General features: G+C 53.2%; 20 protein-coding genes, 2 tRNA genes, 1 other RNA gene and 1 pseudogene. 12 read left to right on the forward strand and 12 right to left on the reverse strand.

The annotated features are described in order from the left end of the window. The 3 genes and pseudogenes from X474_RS05345 to X474_RS05355 form a co-directional block, all read right to left on the reverse strand. Nucleotides 1-785, reverse strand: a pseudogene (locus X474_RS05345) (hypothetical protein); the annotation flags it as partial. Between the two features lie 61 nt (nucleotides 786-846). Beyond that, nucleotides 847-1,698, reverse strand: a complete 852-nt coding sequence (locus X474_RS05350; RefSeq protein ID WP_197281981.1) for a deoxyribonuclease IV — start codon at nucleotides 1,696-1,698, stop codon at nucleotides 847-849. A 522-nt stretch (nucleotides 1,699-2,220) separates the two neighbouring features. Continuing rightward, entirely contained in the window at nucleotides 2,221-3,264 is a 1,044-nt protein-coding gene (locus X474_RS05355; protein ID WP_044347309.1) for a deoxyguanosinetriphosphate triphosphohydrolase, read from the reverse strand. Nucleotides 3,265-3,409: 145 nt separating this feature from the next. Between X474_RS05355 and lptG the strand changes: the two genes are divergently transcribed. Continuing rightward, nucleotides 3,410-4,492 carry an LPS export ABC transporter permease LptG gene (gene lptG, locus X474_RS05360; RefSeq protein ID WP_197281982.1) on the forward strand — a complete coding sequence of 361 codons (1,083 nt, stop codon included), beginning with the start codon at nucleotides 3,410-3,412 and terminating at the stop codon, nucleotides 4,490-4,492. Between the two features lie 80 nt (nucleotides 4,493-4,572). On the opposite strand, the gene X474_RS05365 is transcribed toward lptG, so the two are convergent. The 5 genes from X474_RS05365 to X474_RS05385 all read right to left on the reverse strand — a co-directional run bounded on the left by X474_RS05365 (nucleotide 4,573) and on the right by X474_RS05385 (nucleotide 9,990). Further along, entirely contained in the window at nucleotides 4,573-5,928 is a 1,356-nt protein-coding gene (locus X474_RS05365; RefSeq protein WP_044347310.1) for a phosphomannomutase/phosphoglucomutase, read from the reverse strand. 96 nt (nucleotides 5,929-6,024) lie between these two features. Next, entirely contained in the window at nucleotides 6,025-7,017 is a 993-nt protein-coding gene (locus X474_RS05370) for a type I phosphomannose isomerase catalytic subunit (RefSeq protein ID WP_044347339.1), read from the reverse strand. Nucleotides 7,018-7,092: 75 nt separating this feature from the next. After that, on the reverse strand, nucleotides 7,093-8,052 hold the full coding sequence (locus tag X474_RS05375; protein ID WP_044347311.1) for a DUF368 domain-containing protein: 960 nt from the start codon (nucleotides 8,050-8,052) through the stop codon (nucleotides 7,093-7,095). Between the two features lie 54 nt (nucleotides 8,053-8,106). Further along, nucleotides 8,107-9,177, reverse strand: a complete 1,071-nt coding sequence (locus X474_RS05380) for a mannose-1-phosphate guanylyltransferase (RefSeq protein WP_044347312.1) — start codon at nucleotides 9,175-9,177, stop codon at nucleotides 8,107-8,109. Between the two features lie 15 nt (nucleotides 9,178-9,192). Then, complete coding sequence (locus X474_RS05385; RefSeq protein ID WP_044347313.1) at nucleotides 9,193-9,990, reverse strand: undecaprenyl-diphosphate phosphatase; 798 nt, start codon at nucleotides 9,988-9,990, stop codon at nucleotides 9,193-9,195. A gap of 546 nt (nucleotides 9,991-10,536) precedes the next feature. Here X474_RS05385 and X474_RS05390 point away from each other — a divergent pair. The 4 genes from X474_RS05390 to X474_RS05400 all read left to right on the forward strand — a co-directional run bounded on the left by X474_RS05390 (nucleotide 10,537) and on the right by X474_RS05400 (nucleotide 12,703). Continuing rightward, nucleotides 10,537-10,812, forward strand: coding sequence for an HU family DNA-binding protein (locus tag X474_RS05390; RefSeq protein WP_044347314.1), 276 nt, complete (start codon nucleotides 10,537-10,539; stop codon nucleotides 10,810-10,812). A 241-nt stretch (nucleotides 10,813-11,053) separates the two neighbouring features. Next, an RNA gene (gene ffs / locus X474_RS25490) (signal recognition particle sRNA small type) lies at nucleotides 11,054-11,150 on the forward strand. A 73-nt stretch (nucleotides 11,151-11,223) separates the two neighbouring features. Continuing rightward, entirely contained in the window at nucleotides 11,224-11,502 is a 279-nt protein-coding gene (locus X474_RS05395; protein WP_044347315.1) for a hypothetical protein, read from the forward strand. Nucleotides 11,503-11,722: 220 nt separating this feature from the next. Next, nucleotides 11,723-12,703: an HD-GYP domain-containing protein gene (locus tag X474_RS05400; RefSeq protein WP_044347316.1), complete on the forward strand. Its 981-nt coding sequence runs from the start codon at nucleotides 11,723-11,725 to the stop codon at nucleotides 12,701-12,703. Nucleotides 12,704-12,843: 140 nt separating this feature from the next. Here the strand turns inward: X474_RS05400 and X474_RS05405 are convergent, their stop codons facing one another. The 3 genes from X474_RS05405 to X474_RS05415 all read right to left on the reverse strand — a co-directional run bounded on the left by X474_RS05405 (nucleotide 12,844) and on the right by X474_RS05415 (nucleotide 14,453). Further along, a complete protein-coding gene (locus tag X474_RS05405) occupies nucleotides 12,844-13,605 on the reverse strand; it encodes an IclR family transcriptional regulator (RefSeq protein ID WP_052514893.1) in 762 nt (253 codons plus the stop codon). 226 nt (nucleotides 13,606-13,831) lie between these two features. Further along, nucleotides 13,832-14,014, reverse strand: coding sequence for a hypothetical protein (locus X474_RS05410; protein ID WP_044347317.1), 183 nt, complete (start codon nucleotides 14,012-14,014; stop codon nucleotides 13,832-13,834). 184 nt (nucleotides 14,015-14,198) lie between these two features. Next, on the reverse strand, nucleotides 14,199-14,453 hold the full coding sequence (locus X474_RS05415) for a hypothetical protein (RefSeq protein WP_044347318.1): 255 nt from the start codon (nucleotides 14,451-14,453) through the stop codon (nucleotides 14,199-14,201). A gap of 330 nt (nucleotides 14,454-14,783) precedes the next feature. Between X474_RS05415 and X474_RS05420 the strand changes: the two genes are divergently transcribed. The 5 genes from X474_RS05420 (at nucleotide 14,784) to X474_RS05440 (ending at nucleotide 18,863) form a co-directional block, all read left to right on the forward strand. Continuing rightward, nucleotides 14,784-15,803, forward strand: a complete 1,020-nt coding sequence (locus X474_RS05420) for an SPOR domain-containing protein (RefSeq protein WP_044347319.1) — start codon at nucleotides 14,784-14,786, stop codon at nucleotides 15,801-15,803. Between the two features lie 3 nt (nucleotides 15,804-15,806). Further along, nucleotides 15,807-16,094: a hypothetical protein gene (locus X474_RS05425; RefSeq protein ID WP_044347320.1), complete on the forward strand. Its 288-nt coding sequence runs from the start codon at nucleotides 15,807-15,809 to the stop codon at nucleotides 16,092-16,094. 7 nt (nucleotides 16,095-16,101) lie between these two features. Then, nucleotides 16,102-16,398 (forward strand): hypothetical protein, encoded by a 297-nt coding sequence (locus X474_RS05430; protein WP_156360636.1) that lies wholly within the window; start codon nucleotides 16,102-16,104, stop codon nucleotides 16,396-16,398. Then, the gene (locus X474_RS05435) at nucleotides 16,391-17,461 is read left to right on the forward strand and encodes a class II aldolase/adducin family protein (protein ID WP_052514894.1); all 1,071 of its coding nucleotides are present in this window, start codon (nucleotides 16,391-16,393) and stop codon (nucleotides 17,459-17,461) included. The genes X474_RS05430 and X474_RS05435 overlap by 8 nt, the downstream gene beginning before the upstream one ends. Nucleotides 17,462-17,585: 124 nt before the next feature. Further along, entirely contained in the window at nucleotides 17,586-18,863 is a 1,278-nt protein-coding gene (locus X474_RS05440; protein WP_044347322.1) for a class II fructose-bisphosphate aldolase, read from the forward strand. A 90-nt stretch (nucleotides 18,864-18,953) separates the two neighbouring features. Here X474_RS05440 and X474_RS05445 read toward each other — a convergent pair whose 3' ends face one another. Then, complete coding sequence (locus X474_RS05445; RefSeq protein WP_044347342.1) at nucleotides 18,954-19,895, reverse strand: bifunctional riboflavin kinase/FAD synthetase; 942 nt, start codon at nucleotides 19,893-19,895, stop codon at nucleotides 18,954-18,956. 115 nt (nucleotides 19,896-20,010) lie between these two features. Here X474_RS05445 and X474_RS05450 point away from each other — a divergent pair. Further along, nucleotides 20,011-20,097: transfer RNA gene (locus X474_RS05450), tRNA-Leu, on the forward strand. Nucleotides 20,098-20,135: 38 nt separating this feature from the next. Continuing rightward, a tRNA-Leu gene (locus tag X474_RS05455) sits at nucleotides 20,136-20,222 on the forward strand. Nucleotides 20,223-20,391 lie beyond the last annotated feature (169 nt).

The following is a 20,391-nucleotide window of genomic DNA, read 5'->3' on the forward strand; positions in this document are numbered from 1 at the left end:
TCCAGATCGTCCTGCCCAAGGTCGCCTCCCCCAGGCTCGGCGGCCGGGGCAGGCTCGGGCGGGGCCGCTGCTTCAGCGGGAGCGGCTTCTTCGTCTGAACCCAAATCAGCCAAAAGCGCATCCAGATCGTCCTGGGCCAGTTCACCACCAGGCTCGGCGGCCGGGGCAGGCTCGGGCGGGGCCGCTGCTTCAGCGGGAGCGGCTTCTTCGTCTGAACCCAGGTCAGCCAAAAGCACATCCAGATCGTCCTGGGCCAGTTCACCACCAGGCTCGGCGGCCGGGGCAGGCTCAGGCGGGGCCGCTGCTTCAGCGGGAGCGGCTTCTTCGTCTGAACCCAAATCAGCTAAAAGCGCGTCCAGATCGTCATCAGCCTGATCAGCTGAAGGCTGGGCCTGAGCTTCGGCGGGTTTGGGTTCAGGTGCAGGGGCTTTTTCTTCCTCCCCCCCCAGTTCCGCCAAAAGCGCGTCCAGATCGTCATCAGCCCCGGAAGCGGGTTTAGCCGACTCCGGAGCCGGCTCCGCCTTGGCGGGGGCAGGTTCGTCACCACCCAATTCCGCCAAAAGCGCATCCAGGTCGTCATCAGACGCAGCCGGTTTTTCTTGTTTAGGGGCCGCAGGAGGGGCGGCCGGTTTGGGTGCAGGTTCTTCTCCCCCCAACTCTGCCAACAGAGCGTCCAAGTCATCGGCGGTATCCGGTTGACTGGCGCTGGTCTGGGGAGAATCGTCCACAACCTCAACCAAATCTATAATTTCAGCCCCTTCGGGTGGTTTCTTACTTCCGGCCAAGAAAGCCTCCGCATGCGGTAAAGTTTTACAAAAACCTAGCACACACCCAATGTTGCGTCAACTATTGGGGGGTGCAAGCTGCCAGTGCCTCAAGTCGCCGTATGAAGGCCAGATTTTGCTTATCCGACAAGCTGTTTTCCTTTGGCGTCTCCATTATAGCGGATGCTTGGTGCAAACGGGAATCACTAACCAAGGCTTTAAACCCTTTTTCTCCGATAAATCCTTGCCCCAAGTGGGTGTGTACGTCCCTTTTACTGCCCAACTCCACTTTACTGTCATTAAAGTGCCACAGTTTAACCTGTTCAAAATCCAGCACATCTTCGACTAAATCCAAAAAACCGGCCACATTCACCTGATTATCCAGGGCATATCCCTGCCCCCAGGCATGGGCCGTATCCAGGCAAGCGCCTCCTTGGGGAATAAGTTTAAGCATGGCTGCCAGTTCGCTTAAATCGCCTCCCAAAAGGGAGCCTCCCCCACAAGTATTCTCCAGCCAGCAGGGCACCTGCCCTCCGCTTGACTCATATGCCCTGCATACAGCTTCGGCCACACGCCTCACCCCCCACTTGAGGGATTTTTCTCCCCGGCTGCCCGGGTGAGCCACTACCGCCTTTGCCCCCAGACAAGCAGCCCTTTTGAACTGCTCAGCCAATCCCAGCCAGGAGCGCCGCCACAATTGCGGATCAGGGCTGGCCAAATTCAAAAGATAGGGGGCATGCACCACTACAGGATTCAGGCCCGCACGTGAAACCTCAGATCGAAATTCCCCGGCCTCGGGTTCGGTGATGGGCTTTTGCTTCCATCCCCTTGGATTGCCGGAAAAAATTTGCAGACAATCCGTTCCCAGCAGAGCAGCGGCGCGGGCAGCCTTTACGCAACCACCCGCAATGGACAAATGAAAACCAAAACGCAAAATCCGCCCTATCCCATCATTAAAAGGCGCGTCAGGGACGGCCCTTTTGAAGCCTCAACCGAAATTTAACCGAGGCATTAAAAGTTAAAGCATAAAATTTAACTATACTGATTTTAAGGCAAGCCGGGCTTTATTACGGACATTTTTTTGCCGACTGTTGTGATCCAAATGGGGCGAAGCACCCTGATAGACCGAAATAATACACCATATTAACGGGTTAGTGAAGTTATGCCTCCCTTTTCAAGGACTCGTCCCTTGACAGAAAGCCGATACCCCTCTGCTGGCAGGGTGTTAAAAAAACGCCCTGCCATGCTGGCCATGAATACCCCCCAAAAATGGCGGAGCATTTTTGGGGACCCCGAATGACACACCCCAAAAATGGCGGAGCATTTTTGGGGACCCCGAATGATGCCCCACCATTTTGCGCAGCCTTGAAAAAAACGCTATATTAGTAAGTTACTAAAAATGAATATTAGCAACTTGCCTCTTGAAAAAGCCAGGGACGGCTTTCTCAACACCCTGCTAAAGCCTGGCCCAGGGCTTGGGCAGAAAGGTGTCTTCGTATAACTTAAGGGCATAGCGGTCGGTCATTCCGGCTATATAGTCGGCCGCCCGCCGCATGCGTTCTTCCCCCCGGGGCAGGCCGCCAAGATGCTCCAGGCAGAAATTGTCATCGTCCACCAGCTTGGAAAATAATTCTTCAATGACCTTTGACGCCCGCATGAAATCCGAATGCACTTCCAAATTGTCATAGACATTGTCCCAAAGAAACTCCCGCAAGCAGTACATCCCCTCCAGGACATGGTCGCTCATAGCCACCTTTGGGGCCTTTTGGGCCCTGGTCATGCTGATAAAATCACGTATCATGGTGTTTATCTGACGGCTTATTCGATTGCCCAGGACAGCCACCACCAATTGGGGCAAATCATCCACACTGATCACCCCGCCCCTTATGGCGTCATCCGTATCATGGGCCACATAGGCCATCAGATCCGCAACCCTCACCACATGGGCCTCCAGGGAAAGATCTTCGGGGGCTTCTTCAGGTCCCAATAAAATCGACCCCCTGCCTTTTGAATGCCACAAAATCCCCATGCGCACTTCATAGGTGAGATTAAGGCCCTGACCGTCCTTTTCCAGTTCATCCACCACCCTGAGCGACTGTTGGTGATGACGAAAACCACCCGGCAAAAGACTGTTCAATATACTTTCCCCGGCATGGCCAAAGGGGGTGTGCCCCAAATCATGCCCCAGGGCAATAGCTTCGGTCAGATCCTCGTTCAGGCCGATTCCCCTGGCCAGGGTGCGGGCGATCTGAGAAACCTCGAGGGTGTGGGTGAGCCGGGTGCGGTAATGATCTCCCGAGGGGGACAAAAAGACTTGAGTCTTATGCTTAAGCCTGCGAAAAGCCTTGGAATATAAAATGCGGTCACGGTCGTGCTGAAAGGCGGGCCTGAGATCGCATTCCGGCTCTTTGCGAGCCCTTCCCCGGGACTGAACGCTTTTAAAGGCAAAGGGCGACAAAAATCTTTCTTCACGCGCTTCCAGCTCCTGTCTCAGATTCATGTCTCATGCTCCTTTACAACTCGACAACAACCCTTTAGACTCCTGGGATGCTCAGGCAGGTTTGGTAATTCACCAGGGCAGTTACCCCAAATCCAGAATTATTGCCCGGCACGGCGTTTTTTCCCGTTCCAAGGAGATTTTAGGTTTGCGCATCCTATCACTTTACATGGCCAGGGAGTTTTTGAAACTCTTCGGTTTTCTGATGACAAGCTTTGTGGGCATCTACACCATCTTTGATTTCATTGAAAAGGTGGACAACTTTCAGGAAGCCCAGGTGGCCACCTCCACCATGATCTCCTTTTTTATTCTGCAGATACCCGAGATCATCAGCCTACTGTTGCCCATGGCGGTTCTCATGGGTACAGTGCTCACCTTGGGCCTGATGGCCAAAAGAAACGAAATCGTGGCAGTTAAATCAAGCGGCATCAGCGTTTTCCGCTTTACCTTGCCGATTCTTCTTTTATCCCTGCTTCTGGCCTTGGGCACCGCCCTTATAAACGAAACCATCTTGCCACAGACCAAGGCCAAGACCAACTATATATGGGATCACCTGGTGGAAAAAAAGCCCGATCGGCTCTATTCCAAAGAAAAATTCTGGTATAAGGGGCAAAACTCCATCTATAATATCGGGTTTTACGACGCCAACACCCAGACCCTGGTCCGGACGGTTTATTATCACTTTGACAAGGACTTCAACCTGGACCGCCGCATAGACGCCAGGAGGGTGCGGTACCTGGGGGAAAACCGCTGGGCCTTTATCTCAGGCCTTTACCAGCGGCGCTTGGATGGAGGCGGTTACCAGGTCAAGCCTTTTACTGAGATGGTCTTAAAAATTCCTGAACTGCCGGGAGACTTCAAGCGGTTGCACAAACCAAGCAATGAAATGAGTTTAAACGAGCTGGCCGCCTTTGTGCGCAAGATAGAAAAAGAAGGTTATGACGCCAGGCGTTACCGGGTGGACCTATTGGGCAAGATCAGTTTCCCCTTTGTCTGCCTTATCATGGCCCTTTGGGGGATCGGGCTCTCCCTTTTCAAAGAAAAAGGAGGAGCCCTGGCCCCGGCGGTTATCCTGGGATTGGGCGTGGCCCTGCTTTATTGGGTGAGCTTCAGTTACACCCGCTCAGTTTTTGGCTATTCAGGCATATTGCCGCCCTTTTTGGCGGTATGGCTGCCCAACGGATTGTTTAGCCTGGGAGGGCTTTTGATGCTGAGCAGCATCAAGCAATAACAAAAGCAAATAACTTAGGATAAAAAAACCGGCAGGGACCGCTGATCCCCGCCGGTTTTTCATTTTCGCATAAAAGTGTGTCAGGCAACCTTTTCCTTGGCCGCGCTGATGGCGTTCTCCACCAGCTCCCTGATCTCCTCCAGCCGCTCGTTGCTTTGAGCCTCAAAGCGGGAGACCAAAACCGGCTGGGTGTTGGAGGCCCTGACCAGGCCCCATCCGTCGGGGAAATTAACCCTGACCCCATCCACGTCTATAACCTCGCACTTCCCGGTAAGGTCTTTCTTCACCTGCTCCACAACGGCGAACTTTATCTCGTCCGGGCACTCAACCCTTATCTCAGGGGTATTCACCACAGGCGGCAGATCCTCGAGCCAGGTGCTCAAGGGCCGGTCCGTGCGGGAAATCAGCTCCGCCAGCCTTAGCGAGGCATAGATGCCGTCGTCAAAGCCAAACCAGCGGTGCTTGAAAAACATATGCCCGCTCATTTCACCGGCCAGAAGCGCACCGGTTTTCTGCATCTTGTCCTTGATCAGGCTATGGCCGGTTCGCCACATAATCGGGTTTCCGCCCTGTTTTTCAATATCGTCAAACAGGTTTTTGCTGCACTTAACCTCGGCAATAAAAGTGGAGCCCGGATTTTCGGTCAGGATGGAGCGGGCAAAAATAGCCAGAAGCATATCTCCGTAGATAACCTGGCCCTTTTCGTCCACAACCCCCAGGCGGTCACTGTCGCCGTCATAGGCCACACCCAGTTCATACCCCTTTTCCGTAACCAGGGCGGCCAGATCTTTGAGGTTGGCAGGCACAGTGGGATCCGGTTCGTGATTGGGGAAGCGGCCGTCCATGTCGCAGTAAATGGGATCCACCTTGATTCCCAGCCGCTCCATCAAAGGCACCACCACGGGTCCCGCAGTGCCGTTGCCGCCGTCCACGGCCAGCTTGACCGGCCTTTTAAGCTTTATATTATTGGCCACATAATCGATATAGGGCTCCAATATGGGCTTTTCGCTGACTTCGCCCTTGCCTTCTGCAAAGGAGCCCGACTCCATGATTCCCCTGATCTCCTGAATAGCGGAGCCGAAAATCGTGGTCTTGCCCACCAGCATTTTAAAGCCGTTGTATTCCGGAGGATTGTGGCTGGCGGTGATCATGACCCCGCCGTCGGCCTCATAATAACGGACAGAGAAATAAAGCACCGGTGTGGGGCAGGTCCCCACATCGATTACCGAAAGGCCGGTGGATAAAAGACCTTCCAGTAAAAGGTCTCTGTACTGATCCGCGGAAAGGCGGCAGTCCCTGCCCATGGTTATGGTTTTGGCGCCTTTTTGCAACATATAGGCGCCCATGGCGCGGCCCAGGCGGGTAATGTCTGAGTCGGAAAAATCTACTCCCACCAGCCCCCGGATATCATACTCCCTGAATACATTGGGATTCATAGCAAAAGAAACCTCTTAACCCTTAAGTGAGTGACAGGCCGCAAGACTTGTTATTGTCGTTTATTTTGAAAAGACGGCCTTTTTGCAAAAAACGGCTCATACCCTGGATTCCAGATAAACCATTTTCCCTGTCTTGGCAGTCAATTTACACGATGGCAGCCCGGCTGGCAAAAGCCAAGTTTGGCCCGGCTTGACCTCCAACTCGGGATATTCGCCTCCCGGAAAACCAAGCCCCCCCCGGCCTTCCAAGATGAAAATCACCCTCAGGCCTATTTGATCGGCCCAGATCTGAAAGGCGTCCTCGGTCAGGCTGGTCTTATTCAGGGAAAAATAAGACCCCTTTAAAAGCTGAGTATTTTCCCGGCCGGGCCCTCCCGGCTGGGCAACCGGTGATTCAGCCCGCCCCGGACCGTTCAAGGTCATGACCTCAAGGGCTTTTTCCTGGTGCAAAGGCCGCAGTTTGCCGTCAGCTCCAGGCCGATCCCAGTCATAAAACCGATAAGTCACATCAGACGGTTGCTGAATCTCAAAGATCACCAGGCCCGGGCCTGTGGCATGCACCATGCCGGCGGGGAGGTAAAAGACATCGTCTCTGTTGCAGGCCACCTTTGCCAAAAGGTCGGGCAGGCGGCCCTGTTGAATGGCCCTCTCAAAGGCGGCTCTATCATGACCGGGTTTAACGCCCAGGATAATTTCCGCTCCGGGCAAGGCTTCAAGCACCAGCCAGGCCTCGGTCTTGCCCCAGGGTTCGTTCTCCAGCCTTCTGGCCGCCTCATCATCGGGGTGAACCTGCACACTTAGCCATTCACCCACATTTAGAAGTTTCAAAAGCAGGGGAAAGCCCTGGGAGGCCCCGCTTCCCTTAATCCAAGTTCCATACAGGTTCATGACCCGATCCAGGCCCATGCCCACCAGCTCGGGATCGCCTTCGGCCACCGGGGTGACCGAAGAGCGGTCACTGGCCAGCCACACCTCGCCTATGCCTTGGCCCACCCCAAGCACCGAACCCAGGTCTCCGGCCATATCAGGGGCGGCCCAAACCTTGGGCAAAAACAAAGGCTTCAAACGCAAAGGGCCGGGACCGTTCATTTTATTGCATCCTTTCAGCATCTCGCCCCTTAAGTCCAAAAACGGTTGCCAAGGGAGCAGAAGCGGGAATCCGGCCTAGGAACCTCCTTTACGGGAGAGCCGGTCAAGGGCCAGGACTAATATGAAGCCCAGAAGCATAAGCCCCACTGCCAGGAAAAAATCACCATCCCAGGCAGGAGGCAATACATTCTGCTCGGCAAGCACATACTCCTTGCCCCGGATCACCCTGGTTTCCAAAACCTCTTTCCAGGGCCAGATCTTACGCATAGCCCCTAACATAAACCCGGTGAGCATGGCAATGGTGGCATCGTGAAATTTGGAAAACAAAAAATGAAGCACCCTGGAAAAGCCGGAGAGGCCCAGGGCGGCGCCACAAAGAAAAACTAAAATAATCAGAAGATTGCCCAGGTCAAAGGGGTTTTTCATTGCTCCGGTTATATAGGCATATTTTCCCAGGAGCAAAAGGATGAAGGCTCCGCTTATTCCGGGCAGGATCATGGCGCAGATCGATATCACTCCGCAGATAAAAACAAACCAGAGTTTGTCCGGAGTGGTGACCGGGATCATGCCCACAACCAGATAACCCACCAATACGCCCAAAAGGCCCACGCCCAAGGCGGCGGGTTTCACACTTTTCAGTTGTCTGCCCACAACCACGATGGAGGCGGCGATCAGGCCGAAGAATAAAGACCAGATCTCCACCGGATGCTTATCCAAAAAGTAATGGATAATCCTGGAGGTGGAGACAATGGCCAGCCCGATGCCGAAAAGCAGGGGCAAAAGAAAACGCAAATGCGCCTCGGCCAGAGCGCTCTTCAGATCAAGGGTGATTATTTTCTTTATGAAAACCAGGTTAAAGGATCTTATGGCATCTATAAGCTGGCTGTAGATGCCGGTGATAAAGGCAATGGTGCCCCCGGAGACTCCGGGGATGATATCCGCACCACCCATGCAGAACCCTTTAAGCCAAAGGACAAACGCGGCCTTGCCTGAATCAGGGCCAGGACTTTTCAAAAAGGCTTGTTTAAAAGTCATTTATTTTTTCATCCCAAAACAAAGCAACAGCCAAGATATAGATCAGCCCACGGCCTAAAGATATTTTTCCAGCCCTTTTTCCTTGAGAGCTTCTATGATCAGCCTCACGTCCTGGGCCCTGTCTTTGGGCAGAATCATGAGAACGTCGTCCGTTACCACCGCGGCCAGGTCCTTCACCCCCAAAAGAGCAACCAACCGGTCACCTGCGTCAACCACATTGCCGGTGGCGTCAATTGCCAGCACCTCTTTTTGGCGGCTGGCGTTTTCCGCTTTATCCTTGGGCCAAAGGTCGGCCATGGCCTCCCAGCTTCCCACATCAGACCAGCCAAAATCAGCCTTCACCACCCTTAATTCCGAGGTTTTTTCCAAAATGCCGTGGTCCACGCTAATGGCGGGCAATTCGGGATACACCCTGGCCAGGGCTTCAGCCTCCTGAGGGGTGCCCAAGCTGGGGGCCAACTCGTCCAGCCCGTCGGCCAATTTGGGCAGGTGCCTTCTGATCTCTGCCAGGAGCACCTCGGCCCGCCAGGCGAACATACCAGAATTCCAAAAATAACGACCGGAATCCAGGTAAGAGCGGGCGGTCTCGAGGTCCGGCTTTTCATGGAACGCCGCCACCTGCATAACCTTGGGCTGAGTTTCATCCACTACCGTCCCGGCCTCAATGTAGCCAAAACCCGTGGCCGGATAATGCGGAGTAAGTCCCAAGGTAACGAGGACATCTTCGGAAATCGCTTTTTGGGCGGCCTTTTTGAGGGTCCCCATAAACAGGGATTCATCTGTGATCAGATGATCCGCAGGCAGCACCAAACAGACGGCCGAAGGATCCTTTTTGGCCACCCAGGCCGCGGCCAGTCCGGCGGCTGCGGCGGTGTTGCGCCCCATTGGTTCGGCCAGAACCTGGCTTTTGGGCACCAGAGACAATTGATCACGAACCTGGTCACTGTGGTTGGCGCCGGTTACCACCAAAACCTGTTCACAAGGAGTGAGCGGAGCCATCCGGTCCACTGTCTGCTGTAAAAGGCTTCTTTCGCCGGTCAGGGCCAAGAGTTGTTTGGGACGGTCTTTTCTGCTGGCCGGCCAGAATCGGGTTCCGCTGCCGCCCGCCATGATCACACTGTACATCTTGCTAATCTCCTGTCAGCCAAAATAGGCCCAAGCCAGGGCAGCCAGGCCCAGGGCCCAACAATAAGGGGAAAACAAATGAAGTTTTCCCCTGTCCACAACCCGCAAAAGAACCTTAAGCGCCAAAAAGCCGCTGACAGCGGCAGTGGCCCCACCCAGCATCAGACTGGGGGTGAAGATCCCCACACCGGGTTCAAGGTGGAGAAGCTCCAGTAGAAGCGCCCCCATGATGGCGGGAATGGAAAGGATGAAAGAATAATGGGCAGCCAGTTTTCGATCCATTCCCAGCAGCAACCCAATACTGATGGTGGTTCCGGAACGGCTTATGCCCGGAGTTATGGCCATTCCCTGGGCCAGGCCGATTAAAAGCGCCCTGCCCGCGCCGACCTGCATTAAGCTTCTGCCCCCGCTTTGGGCCAAACGGGTGGCGGTGAGCAGGAAACCGGTGACAATGAGGGCCAGTCCCACCGCATACAGGGAGCCGAACATACTTTCAAAAAGGTCTTTCAGGAAAAACCCCATCAAAGCGGTCGGCACACTGCCCACAATAACCAGATATAAAAGCCGCCTGCCCTCTCCGGCCTCATGGTCCGTGGCCCACAAGCTGCGGATCATTGCCCAGATATCTTTATAAAAACAGGCAAAAACCGCCAGCAGGGTTCCTACGTGCACCACCACGTCAAACAAAATTGCGGGCTCGCTTAAGCCCAGTAATTTTTGTCCCAGGACCAAGTGTCCGGAAGAGCTTACAGGTAAAAATTCGGTCAGGCCCTGGACCAGACCCAACCATATGGAATCCATCAAGTCAAGCATGGGCTTCTTTCTCCCAATGTTTTTCGCTCATTGACTATACGGGGAGACCTTCGGGGCGTCGAGTATTTTTATAGTGACTTTCAGGAAAACCCGGCCGCCTCAAAAGGCCCTGGAACAAGGGCAAACTCCACAAAAAACTCGGAGTCAATTTCCCTTTGACCCCAAACCCGGCATTTGAGGGGCAGCCCGGGAGATTAACCCTCAGGCAACTAAATTCCCAGTCAACTCCTTATACTTGCAAAAAGACAAGCCCCGCCGGGCCGATCAAGCGGGCCGTGACAAATAAACCGGTTCGAGTTTAAGGCGAAAACCGCTTCCAGGCTGGGCAAAAGGCAAATATAAGGGCCGGACTTTGTGGTCCAACCGGAAAATAATACTTGACATTGGAGGCCCCACTCAACTAGGCATGAATAGGGGAAAGGGAAACCAACCTTTTTAAAAAAAATGAAGATATAGATTGCTCTCAGTTCTTGACAGTTTTCCCCCAACTGCGTACTATCTATGTCGAAATTTTTTAGCGCATGAATCTTCAAGGAGTGCCTCTTCATGAACAAATCTCAGCTCATCGAAGCGCTGGCAAAAGTTGAAAACCTCACCATCAAAAAGGCCGAGTTGGTCATTAACACCATCTTCGGCTCGGTTGAAGAGGCGCTGGTTCGCGGAGATCGGGTTGAAATCCGCGGTTTCGGCAGCTTCAAAGTCAAGGATTACGACGGCTATCAGGGCCGTAATCCTAAAACCGGTGAGATCATCCAGGTTGGCCGCAAAAAACTGCCCTTCTTCAAAGTCGGCAAGGAACTGAAAGAACGGGTGGATAACTGAGCTTCTCAGTTTCCGGCCTTTTATAGACCCCCTAAAAAAGGGGACGGCCCTGCGGCCATCCACACCTTTAGACCGGCCGAAGACTCCCTTAGTTTTCAACCGGTTAGGGAAGAGTGCTTTGTGGATGCGCCAAAGGGGAACTTCCAGTATACTTGGCCGATCAAAGGCGCAGACCGGATTTTGCCCAGTAAAAAGCACGGTTACGTCTAAAAAGCGAAAATACATTTAGCCTGGGAACTTATGCTGGACGCCGCGTGACGGACGGTCGTGAACCCCGTCAGATCCGGAAGGAAGCAGCGGTAAGCGATGCAGTCGGTGTCGCGGATTGTTCTGGTTATCGGTTCCCGGGCTTTATTTTTTCGAAATACCGGGCGGAGATAATCCCAAGGCTCTGTGGTTGGTGGTTTGCCCATGGAATTGACTGTACGCCAGACCATAAAAAAGCTTCTTCAAACTCGGGCCATGACCAGTCTGGACCTTTCCCTTCACCTGGAGATACCTTTCCGGGAAATAGAACAGCATCTGGAGCACATAAAGCACTCGGAAGGGAAAAGACTCATTGTCCGGCCTGCCGAGTGCCGTGACTGCGGCTTTGTTTTCAAGACCCGCAAACGCCTAAACTGCCCCGGACGATGTCCTGAATGCAGGGGGCATCGAATAAAAGGCCCTCTTTTTGAACTTTTTTCTTAGCCGCCCTTGAAATAAAAGCTAGTATTATTGGTAGATAAGTACCTACTTTTTTAAAGAAATTACTGCGGGAGATCCTTGAGGCGAGTATATTTATCATAACACTCAAGAGTGCGGATCATCTTTAGAAGCCACATCCGGAACTAAAAATTAACGGCACGGGGTGTGCTCAAAGGGAAAAAATATAGAACTTGGTTTTTATGCGCAGGCAGGGCCATAACAAATGAATCAACAGCTCGCCGATTCAGTTGAAGCCGCTTACTTTCCGGTTTCGCCTTTAATGATTCTTCCGGAGACCATTGGAGAATTCGGAGTTTATTTAAAACTTCACGGACGTTTTGTGCTTTACGCCCACCCCATGGAGCCTTTCACGGAAAATCATCGCCGCAGGCTTTATGAAAACGGGGTGGAGGAAATTTTCATACTCACCAAGCAGCGTGGCCTCTTCAACCAATACATGGAAAACTACCTGGGGCAATTCCTGGAAAACGAAAAAACACCGATCAAGGAAAGAGCCAAGGTTTTTTACAAAGCTTCGGCTGATATACTTAAGCAAACTTTTGAAAGCCGCCTTCCCGCCAATCTGGACCGTAAACAATATGAAGTTCTTTTCAAATACGTAACCCTAGGGACAAACTTTCTTTCCAAGGAAGACGCCCTAAAAAGTATGGCTCCTTTGATAAGCCATGACTATCAAACCTTTAGCCATTCAGTACATGTCTTTTTATTTGCAACAGCCCTGTTGCAGACCTACAACATGGAGCAGGAAGACCTTATCTACGCCGGGATGGGCGCTATCCTACATGACATCGGAAAAACCAAGATCAGGAAATCCATTCTCAATAAACCGGGCAGGCTCACCAAGGAAGAGATGGAGGAAATAAAAACTCATCCATTAAAGGGGGTGGCTGTCTGCGCCAATCTGCCCTTGCGCGGCGAGACCATGAACTGCATCTTGTTTCATCATGAAAGAATGGACGGCAAGGGCTATCCCAGCGGGGTGAAAGGCCTGGAATTACCCCTTGCGGTCAGGGCGGTGAGTCTGGCCGATGTTTATGACGCCCTTACCACTAACCGGCCCTACGGGACGGCCAAACCACCCTTTGAGGCTCTTTCCATGATGAGGGAAGAAATGGACGGCCAGCTTGATCCCAAAATGTTCAAACGCTTTGTACTTGTTTTAAGCGGTGCGGATATTGTCTAGCAGGATATTGAAAAGCCATCCTTAAGCCCTTTAGGTCCAAAACAGGCCGGAATTCTCTAAAACGCCAAAAGCTGATGCGGAAAGACGTTTTGGGCAAGTCTGGTCACGCCCGGTTCTTTTTCAAAACGGCCTGTGAAGAATCAACCGCTTAAAAGGGCCATGATCCTATCCGCCGCCTGATGAAGTGAAAGCCCCAGCTCATTCAGGTCACCGGGTGCAAGGCTACCGATGAATCCCACGGACCATAAAGCGGCGGGCAGGCCCTGGCTCGCCCCCAAAGAGGCGGACGCAGCCCACACACCCATTAAATATTCATTTTCCTCCACAGCGTATCCCCTGGCCCTTATCTCCTTAAGCTGGCTTTTTAATTGATCCGGGTCGGTGACGGTATGAGGGGTGTGTTTTCTAAGCCCTTTTTCCAGCACCCGGTTCACCTCCAGGTCAGGCAGACCAGCCAAAAAAACCTTTCCCACAGCTCCTGCGCTTAAGGGCAGCCTGGTGCCGGGACCGGCCGATATACCGATCACCCCGGCGGCTTGCCTGGCTTCCAGTACGGTCACCCCTTTTCTGGTGGCCACGCCCATGAAGATTGACTGATTCAACTCATCGCGCAACCTGTGCATCTCCGGACCGCAGACCTCACGCAGGCGAATATAAGCCCGGCCCTGACTGCTGAGCGCGTTGAGCCAGGGGCCCAGGGAATAATTTTTCCCCACCGGGCCTCTGATCAGAGCTCCCTTTTCTTCCAGTTGATTTAAAATTCCAAAGACCGTGCCCTTGCTTATCTTCAGTCGGCGGGCCAGGTCACTGATACCCAGTCCCTGGCTGGATTTGGCCACCAACTCCAGTATATCAAGGGCTCTTTTTACTGACGGGGCGCGATAATTATTGGCAGAGACCAAGTGTTTTCTCCAGTGAACATATTACAAAAAAAAGATGCAACATAAAAAACGAGAAGTCAATGCTCAAATAACTTGCATTAGCCACCAGCTCAAAAAGATAAAAAAATAGCGCACACCAAAGGCGCACGCCAAAATCCCAGTCAACATTTTGACAGTCCCTTACAGCCCTGCGACCAGCCTCCGGCTGCTTGAAAGGTACAAATTAAACCTCAATCTGTCTTTCAGATCAGGCATAGCTGTTCAAACGCTGTCCCTTGTGTTCCATATCCGGTTTACGGCGGCCGGACTTCTGCCCCTTACTTCTAGGAATAATCTTGTACAATGGATCGGACTTTCGAGTCTTTTTCTTCCCTGAAGCCCTGGAGCCGGGACCTTGCACCGGTCTTATTACAGATATATCAGCGAGCATGACTGACCTCCTTTTAATATATATATCGGCCACGCCAGCCTTGGACTTTAATATTCTATAGATCGATCGGTAATCAGGTTTTATCCTTTTCAATCAGGCAACAGTCAGAGGTGCGGACGCTTCCTTTTAGTTTTTACCTATTTTTTTAAGTAGTTATCCAAAAAATCAATTAAACCTGCGATCATTATCTCAAATCCGCCAGAGATTTTTCCAAAAGCGTCACCTTTTTGTCCGCCCGGTTTTCCAGCTGAGCCAGTTGACCGTTCAGCATATTGACCATATCGCCTGCAAACAAAAGGCAGTCTTCCTTTCGTTCAGCAGAACAACGGCAGGCAGCCCGATTCCAAGCGGTGTGTGCGCAGTTCAAACAAAGAAGATCCGGGGCCAGTAATGCCTGATCATAAAATTCGCGCAGATTTTTTCGGGCCTTGAAACTCATGTTGGGTGATCCTTTTCGCGTATTTGTTTTTTAGTAGCTCAGCCTTGTCTGTTAGCAAAGAACCAAAGATGAGTCTGTTTTGTTTTTAAAAAAGGCTTTCAAATAAATTTAAAATGTCATTTAGCCCAAAAACCTACATAATCCTTTTGAAAGCCTAGTAAGTTTGGTTATAATTTATGCACTTTTTATGCCAAATAGTATTAGAATCATTCTGACTACTGAAGAAAACGCCTAAATTATTGTTACCTCTATTTTTAAAGGCTCTTAGGCACTTGCCAGCCAGGGCCATACATGTTAGCGTGTCTAAGCAAGACTGTGAGGGCTAACAGTATGCTAACGTTGATCATATTGGGCTTATTCACCTGCGGAACCCTGTTTCTGCTGGCGGCCCTTATTTTTCTTTACCGCTGGATATCCAGAAAACGTCTTTTCCCCCAGTTGCCTCGCCTCTGGGCCAGGGAAAGAATGCGTTTTGTCATATCTTCCGGTATGTTCCTTGCCTGCCTCGCTGCCTTTGCCCTGGTGGGAACCCTGCCGCCGGAGAGCCTCATACCTTCACCGGCTCCCAATGCAAAAGCCCCTCTGGGCCCTTCTTTTGACGGCAAACCGCCTCCGTCCCCCAGCCCGGCGGTTCAGACCGGCTCCGATGAACCCAAAAAGGCCGCCTATCAAGGCGAAACCGTTTCCGCCCAGGATAGGGCTCAAGAAAAACCCATAGCGGGGACAATGGAGCCTCCGCCCCCTGCCGGACAGGTTAAGGCCCAGCCGGCGACTGCCCAGCTCCCTGCCGACCAAGGCGCCATAAATTTGGCGGCGCCCGGAACCCCTAAACAGGAGGTCCCCGCACGTCCTCCTGAAGTTCAAGCGCGGCCTTCCACACCTCCGGCCAAAGCTGCTTTGGAGCCTGCCGAAAAGGAGCCCCAAACAGCTCAACCCAAAATCAGCGGCCAAGGCTGGACCACCGAACCGGAAGCTGAAGCAAGCAGGGCCGAGCCTGCCCAGCCCCCCCGAACAGAGGCCCAGGCTGAACCAGAGACCAAGCCCGCGCCCAAACCGAGCCCCGCTCCGCAAAAAGAAAAAGCCAAGCCCCAAAAGGCCCAGCCTACGACCAAGGCCTACTCGGTCTGCGCAGCCTCTTACCGTAAAATAGAGGCCGCCAGAAAGGACGCGGCCAAGTTGACGGCCAAGGGCCTCTCCGTCACGGTCGTGGCGGTGGATCTACCGGGCAAGGGCCACTGGAACCGGGTCTGTGCGGGAACCTTTCCCGACCCCCGGACAGCCCAGGCCCAGGCTGCCAAGTGGAAAAAACAGGGACTTATTCCTGATCCCTTTGTTGTACGGTTAAGGTGAGCCATGGAAGCCGGTCGTCTTTGGCTTGAATTGAACGACCTGGCCTTGCAGCTTGATCTGGAGGTGCGCATGGAGCACCTGGAAGACAGCGAAGGTTATCAAGCCAGCAGCGGTTTTTGCCGCCTGGGCGGCAGGATGGTAGTTTTCATTGACCCCAGATACAGCATGGGTGAAAGATGCCGCCAACTTGGGCTTGCCCTGCTCAACGCCGGGGACTTGGATGACCTCTTCATGGTGCCCTATGTACGGGACTTTTTGACTAAGCTTGAATCTGAACAGATCGAAATGTGAGTTTGAATTGCCACGTGTCACTAAAAAGCAGCTCAGGTTGAATGAACTGGAAAAACAAATCAAAAAAAAGGGCGTCGATCTGGCCTACGAACGGCTGAAGTTCGCCGGACTGATACTGAAAAGCGGCCTCTGCTGGTTCAGGGGCAGCTATTATCTTTTTGTGGACAGGCTTTTGCCTGTGGACGCCAGAATTGATATGTTGGAAGGGGCCTTGGCCGAGCTGGAGGAATTGGCTGCCAACGGGCGGCTTGAACGGCCCTTTGAGCAAGACCGGGAAAGTGAAGACCAGCCTAAAAATGGATAACACAAGAGAACTTTTCATAAAAATTTGCCGAATGGCCTGGGAGCGCGGCTATATGGCGGCCACTGACGGCAATATCACCTGCCGCCTGGACCAGGACCGGCTTTTGGTTACGCCCAGCGGCCGCAGCAAGGCCCTTATAACCGAAGACGATCTCCTGGAAGTGGACCTCAAAGGCAAGGTGCTCTCCGGCAAGGGCCGCCCTTCCAGTGAGCTGGCCGTACATCTGGCTGCCTATGAAGTGCGGCCCGAAATACAGTCCGTGGTGCACGCGCACCCGCCCTTTGCCACCGCCCTCACCGCCTCGGGCCGGGGCCTTGACATCAAAAGCGTGCCCGAAGTCATGGTGGGCCTCGGCAGAGTGCCTGTGGTCCCTTATGCCACCACTGGCAGCCCTGAACTGGCCCAGGCGGTTAAGCCCTATTTCCGAGACTATGACGGCGTGCTTTTAGACCATCACGGCACCGTGGCCCTGGGCAGCAACCTGGAAAATGCCTGGGCCAGAACCGAGAAGCTGGAGACCGCCTCCAGGGTGGTGGTGGAGGCTGAGCGCCTGGGAGGGGCCATCCCCTTGCCTGCCGGGGAGCGCGCCCTTTTGAGAAAAAAAGGAGGCCGTGAAAATCAGCCGCCCCTTCATGCAAAGGCCCGGCCCCAATTGGATCTGGCCCAAAGGGTGGAGCTGAAAACTTTGCCTTACACCAGCGGCTTTGCCGTGGAAAAACAATGGCAGGACAATCGGGGACAGGTCCATCTCATTATTGACGATCTGCCGGTTTGCCGCATATGCCTGCTCACCTTAAACCAGGGAAGCGGCTACAGGGGCGGGCATGTGCACCAAAAGAAAAACGAAGGTTTTTATGTAGTCTCAGGCCAGGCCAGGGTGGAGCTGGCCTGCCCGGAAACCGGCCAGAGGCAGACCTATGACCTTGGCCCCGGCTCCAGGCTGTGGATGCAGCCCGGTGTGGCCCACCGCATAAGCGCTTTAAGCGACTTGTGCTTTGTGGAATTCACCGATTCTTCTTATGACCCTGAAGATGATATAAAATTTGAGTTTACAAACCAGTGAGCGGACGGGAAAAAGCCCTATTGAAGATTAGGTTTTTGATAATGTAGACTGAGGTCAAGGTTGGTGACGCCTTTCCGGCCGTGTTGCTCAGCCCAAATACCATTTGCAAAAAAGGACGTGCCGTATGGATGAAAAACAATTCCAAGAAGCGCTTGCCGTGGGCAGGCCTCCCAATGTAGTCAAACTTTTCCCCAATTCCCAGGCCCTGATCGTCAGCGGCAAGGTCATAGACCGGGCCATGTTGAAAAAGGGCAAGGCCATGACCATAGCGGCCAACGGCCGCAACTTCCTGGTCTTAAGGGGAGCGCTCAAAGCGGCCCAAAAAGCCAACGCGGCCCTGATTATTGAAATCGCCAAGAGCGAAGGCGGGGCAAACGCCTACTGCGCGGTGAACTACTGGAATATCACCCGCTATGTGGACAGCCTCATGAATGAGCTGAATATCACTGTGCCGGTAGCGGTGCATGCAGACCATTACGGTATAAAGAAGTCCGAAGACCTGGTCATTGCCCGCACAGAGATTCCCACCATGTTTGAAGCGGGTATAACCTCCATCGCGGTGGACGCCTCGCATCTGCCCAATGACGACAACCTGCTGGCCGGCATCAACCTCAATCAATATATTCCCTCCTGGGCCGGACTGGAAACCGAGGTTGGCGAGATCAAGGGCAAGGAAGGGCTTTCCACGGCTGACGAGGCCCTGTTCCAGATAAAGGGCCTTAACGCCCACGGCATCTTCCCGGACTGGATCGCACTGAACAACGGCACGGCTCACGGCATCCAGACCTCCGAGCAGGGCATCCAGGTGGAACTCACCAAGGAGATCCATCAAGGCCTGGTGCCCTTTGGGGTATCAGGGGCCCAGCACGGCACCTCCGGCAACAATTCCGACCGCCTGCGCAGGATCGCCGCCGAGACCCACACCACCAAGGCCAACGTTGCCACTGCCCTGCAGATGATCTCCTGGGGAGTCAAGGTCAATGACTACGGCAATGCCGAACTGGCTGATGACGGCAGTTTCATAAAGCTGCCCGATGCAGGCGTAACCCAGGAACTGTGGCAGGAAATGCTGGACTATGCGTCGGAAAATGGCCTTAAGGGCGGCGGCTTCAAAAAACTGAACCTGCCCTTTGAAAACAAGATCCTGTCCCAGCCCGTGGAGATCCGGGAGCGCATGGCCCAGGCTGTGGAAGACTTTGTCTACGGCCTTTTGGCCCATGTCTTTAATGCCGAAGACACAGCCCCCCTGGCCCTGGAGGCCATCCTGGAGGCCGAATCCCATGAGATGCCGGCCAAGGCTGAACGCACTGAAGACCCGGCCCAATGGACCGAAGCCCTGATCAGGGAAAAAGCCGCTCACTTGGACAGCGACAAGGGCCCTAAAGGGGATTTTGACGACTGACCCGAACAAGACGCCGAAAAGCCATTTAAAAAAACAGCCCGCTTCCCTTTTTTTCAGGGAGCGGGCTGTTTCAATGGACTTGATAAAGCCTCAACCGGGGAGGAAGTTGGCCAATATTTTCCTGGCTTTGGCCACATCCGCACTTATGCCCTTGACCAGTTCCTCGGCAGAGCTGAATTTTTTCTCAGGCCTCAAGTGCTCCACAAAGTCGACTTTCATATCCTGACCATAAAGATCTTCGTCAAAGTCCAAAATGTGGGTCTCCACGCTCAGACCAGAATCACCAAAGGTGGGATTTTTGCCCACGTTAGTAACGCCCACAAGCCTTTTGCCGGACTCCAACTGAGCCAGAACCGCATAAACCCCGGGGCCGGGCAGGAGTTCATCCCTGACCTTGAGATTGGCTGTGGGAAAGCCCAAAAGACGACCTCCCCGGCCGTGACCGGTGATGACCTTGCCGGAAATGCGATAAAAACGCCCCAAAAGCTTGCGAGCGGTCTTAACGTCACAGGCGCGCACCACCTGCCTCACCCTGGTGGAGCTGATGGGACGTCCCTCCATTATCACAGGGCCCACTACATGGGTTGTGATATGACTTTGTTTTTCCTTGGAGCGTAAGAGTTCGGCATCGCCCAACCCCTTTTTACCAAAGGCAAAATCATAGCCGATCACCACTTCGCTGACCCCAAGCCGCCCCACCAGGAGCTTGTCCACAAAATCATCTGCGCTCAAGGCGGCGAAATCTTCATCAAAGCGCACGCTGATAAGAACATCCAAGCCGCATTTTTCTATTAAGCGGGTCTTTTGCTCCAAGGTGTTTATCAAGGGCAAGTTAACCGCCGGGCGCAACACCCTCATGGGGTGGGGCTCAAAGGTCATGGCCAGGCTGGTGCCGCCAAGCTCTTTGGCGCGTTCGGTGGTCTTCTCAAAAAGGGCCTGGTGGCCCAGATGCACACCGTCAAAATTACCGATGGTTACGACCGGGTTTTGGTAGCGCTCGCGCACCTCTTCCAGACCGCGCAGTATAATCATGGTTACCTTCTCTTCTTGTGGTTGCATTTCTTTTTCTTGCCATTTACCAGACAAACCACTTGACAACAACGTGGCACACAGATAGATTTTGCCCGTTCTTGACGCGAGTCTGGATGCCGAAGTGGCGGAATTGGTAGACGCGCTAGGTTCAGGGTCTAGTGGGTGTATACCCGTGGGAGTTCGAGTCTCCCCTTCGGCACCAACCATCAGTCAGGTGCTTCACAAAAAATAAAGTCTATTGCCGAAGTGGCGGAATTGGTAGACGCGCTAGGTTCAGGGTCTAGTGGGTGTATACTCGTGGGAGTTCGAGTCTCCCCTTCGGCACCAGACACATATCTTCATAAATTCTATAATGAATTTACAGACCAGTATGGATGATGCACAGTAAATAGCACATCAGACTGGTTTTTTGTTGGCCGGTGCATAAAAAAACTACAGGCCGACCTCTTTTCTCTCTGAATTACCTTTTAGAAAACGATAACGTAAGATATTTTTC

The sequence above is a fragment of the Dethiosulfatarculus sandiegensis genome (assembly GCF_000931935.2).
GTDB lineage: Bacteria > Desulfobacterota > Desulfarculia > Desulfarculales > Desulfarculaceae > Dethiosulfatarculus > Dethiosulfatarculus sandiegensis.

Excerpts from the sequence above, each read along its gene's own strand:
- X474_RS05365 (WP_044347310.1), bottom strand. The coding sequence starts at position 5,928 with ATGAATCCCAATGTATTCAGGGAGTATGATATCCGGGGGCTGGTGGGA.
- X474_RS05355 (WP_044347309.1), bottom strand. The coding sequence starts at position 3,264 with ATGAATCTGAGACAGGAGCTGGAAGCGCGTGAAGAAAGATTTTTGTCG.
- X474_RS05445 (WP_044347342.1), bottom strand. The coding sequence starts at position 19,895 with ATGATTATACTGCGCGGTCTGGAAGAGGTGCGCGAGCGCTACCAAAAC.
- X474_RS05385 (WP_044347313.1), bottom strand. The coding sequence starts at position 9,990 with ATGCTTGACTTGATGGATTCCATATGGTTGGGTCTGGTCCAGGGCCTG.
- X474_RS05390 (WP_044347314.1), top strand. The coding sequence starts at position 10,537 with ATGAACAAATCTCAGCTCATCGAAGCGCTGGCAAAAGTTGAAAACCTC.
- X474_RS05425 (WP_044347320.1), top strand. The coding sequence starts at position 15,807 with ATGGAAGCCGGTCGTCTTTGGCTTGAATTGAACGACCTGGCCTTGCAG.
- X474_RS05380 (WP_044347312.1), bottom strand. The coding sequence starts at position 9,177 with ATGTACAGTGTGATCATGGCGGGCGGCAGCGGAACCCGATTCTGGCCG.
- X474_RS05395 (WP_044347315.1), top strand. The coding sequence starts at position 11,224 with ATGGAATTGACTGTACGCCAGACCATAAAAAAGCTTCTTCAAACTCGG.
- X474_RS05415 (WP_044347318.1), bottom strand. The coding sequence starts at position 14,453 with ATGAGTTTCAAGGCCCGAAAAAATCTGCGCGAATTTTATGATCAGGCA.
- X474_RS05410 (WP_044347317.1), bottom strand. The coding sequence starts at position 14,014 with ATGCTCGCTGATATATCTGTAATAAGACCGGTGCAAGGTCCCGGCTCC.
- X474_RS05440 (WP_044347322.1), top strand. The coding sequence starts at position 17,586 with ATGGATGAAAAACAATTCCAAGAAGCGCTTGCCGTGGGCAGGCCTCCC.
- X474_RS05435 (WP_052514894.1), top strand. The coding sequence starts at position 16,391 with ATGGATAACACAAGAGAACTTTTCATAAAAATTTGCCGAATGGCCTGG.
- X474_RS05370 (WP_044347339.1), bottom strand. The coding sequence starts at position 7,017 with ATGAACGGTCCCGGCCCTTTGCGTTTGAAGCCTTTGTTTTTGCCCAAG.
- X474_RS05400 (WP_044347316.1), top strand. The coding sequence starts at position 11,723 with ATGAATCAACAGCTCGCCGATTCAGTTGAAGCCGCTTACTTTCCGGTT.
- X474_RS05420 (WP_044347319.1), top strand. The coding sequence starts at position 14,784 with ATGCTAACGTTGATCATATTGGGCTTATTCACCTGCGGAACCCTGTTT.
- X474_RS05375 (WP_044347311.1), bottom strand. The coding sequence starts at position 8,052 with ATGACTTTTAAACAAGCCTTTTTGAAAAGTCCTGGCCCTGATTCAGGC.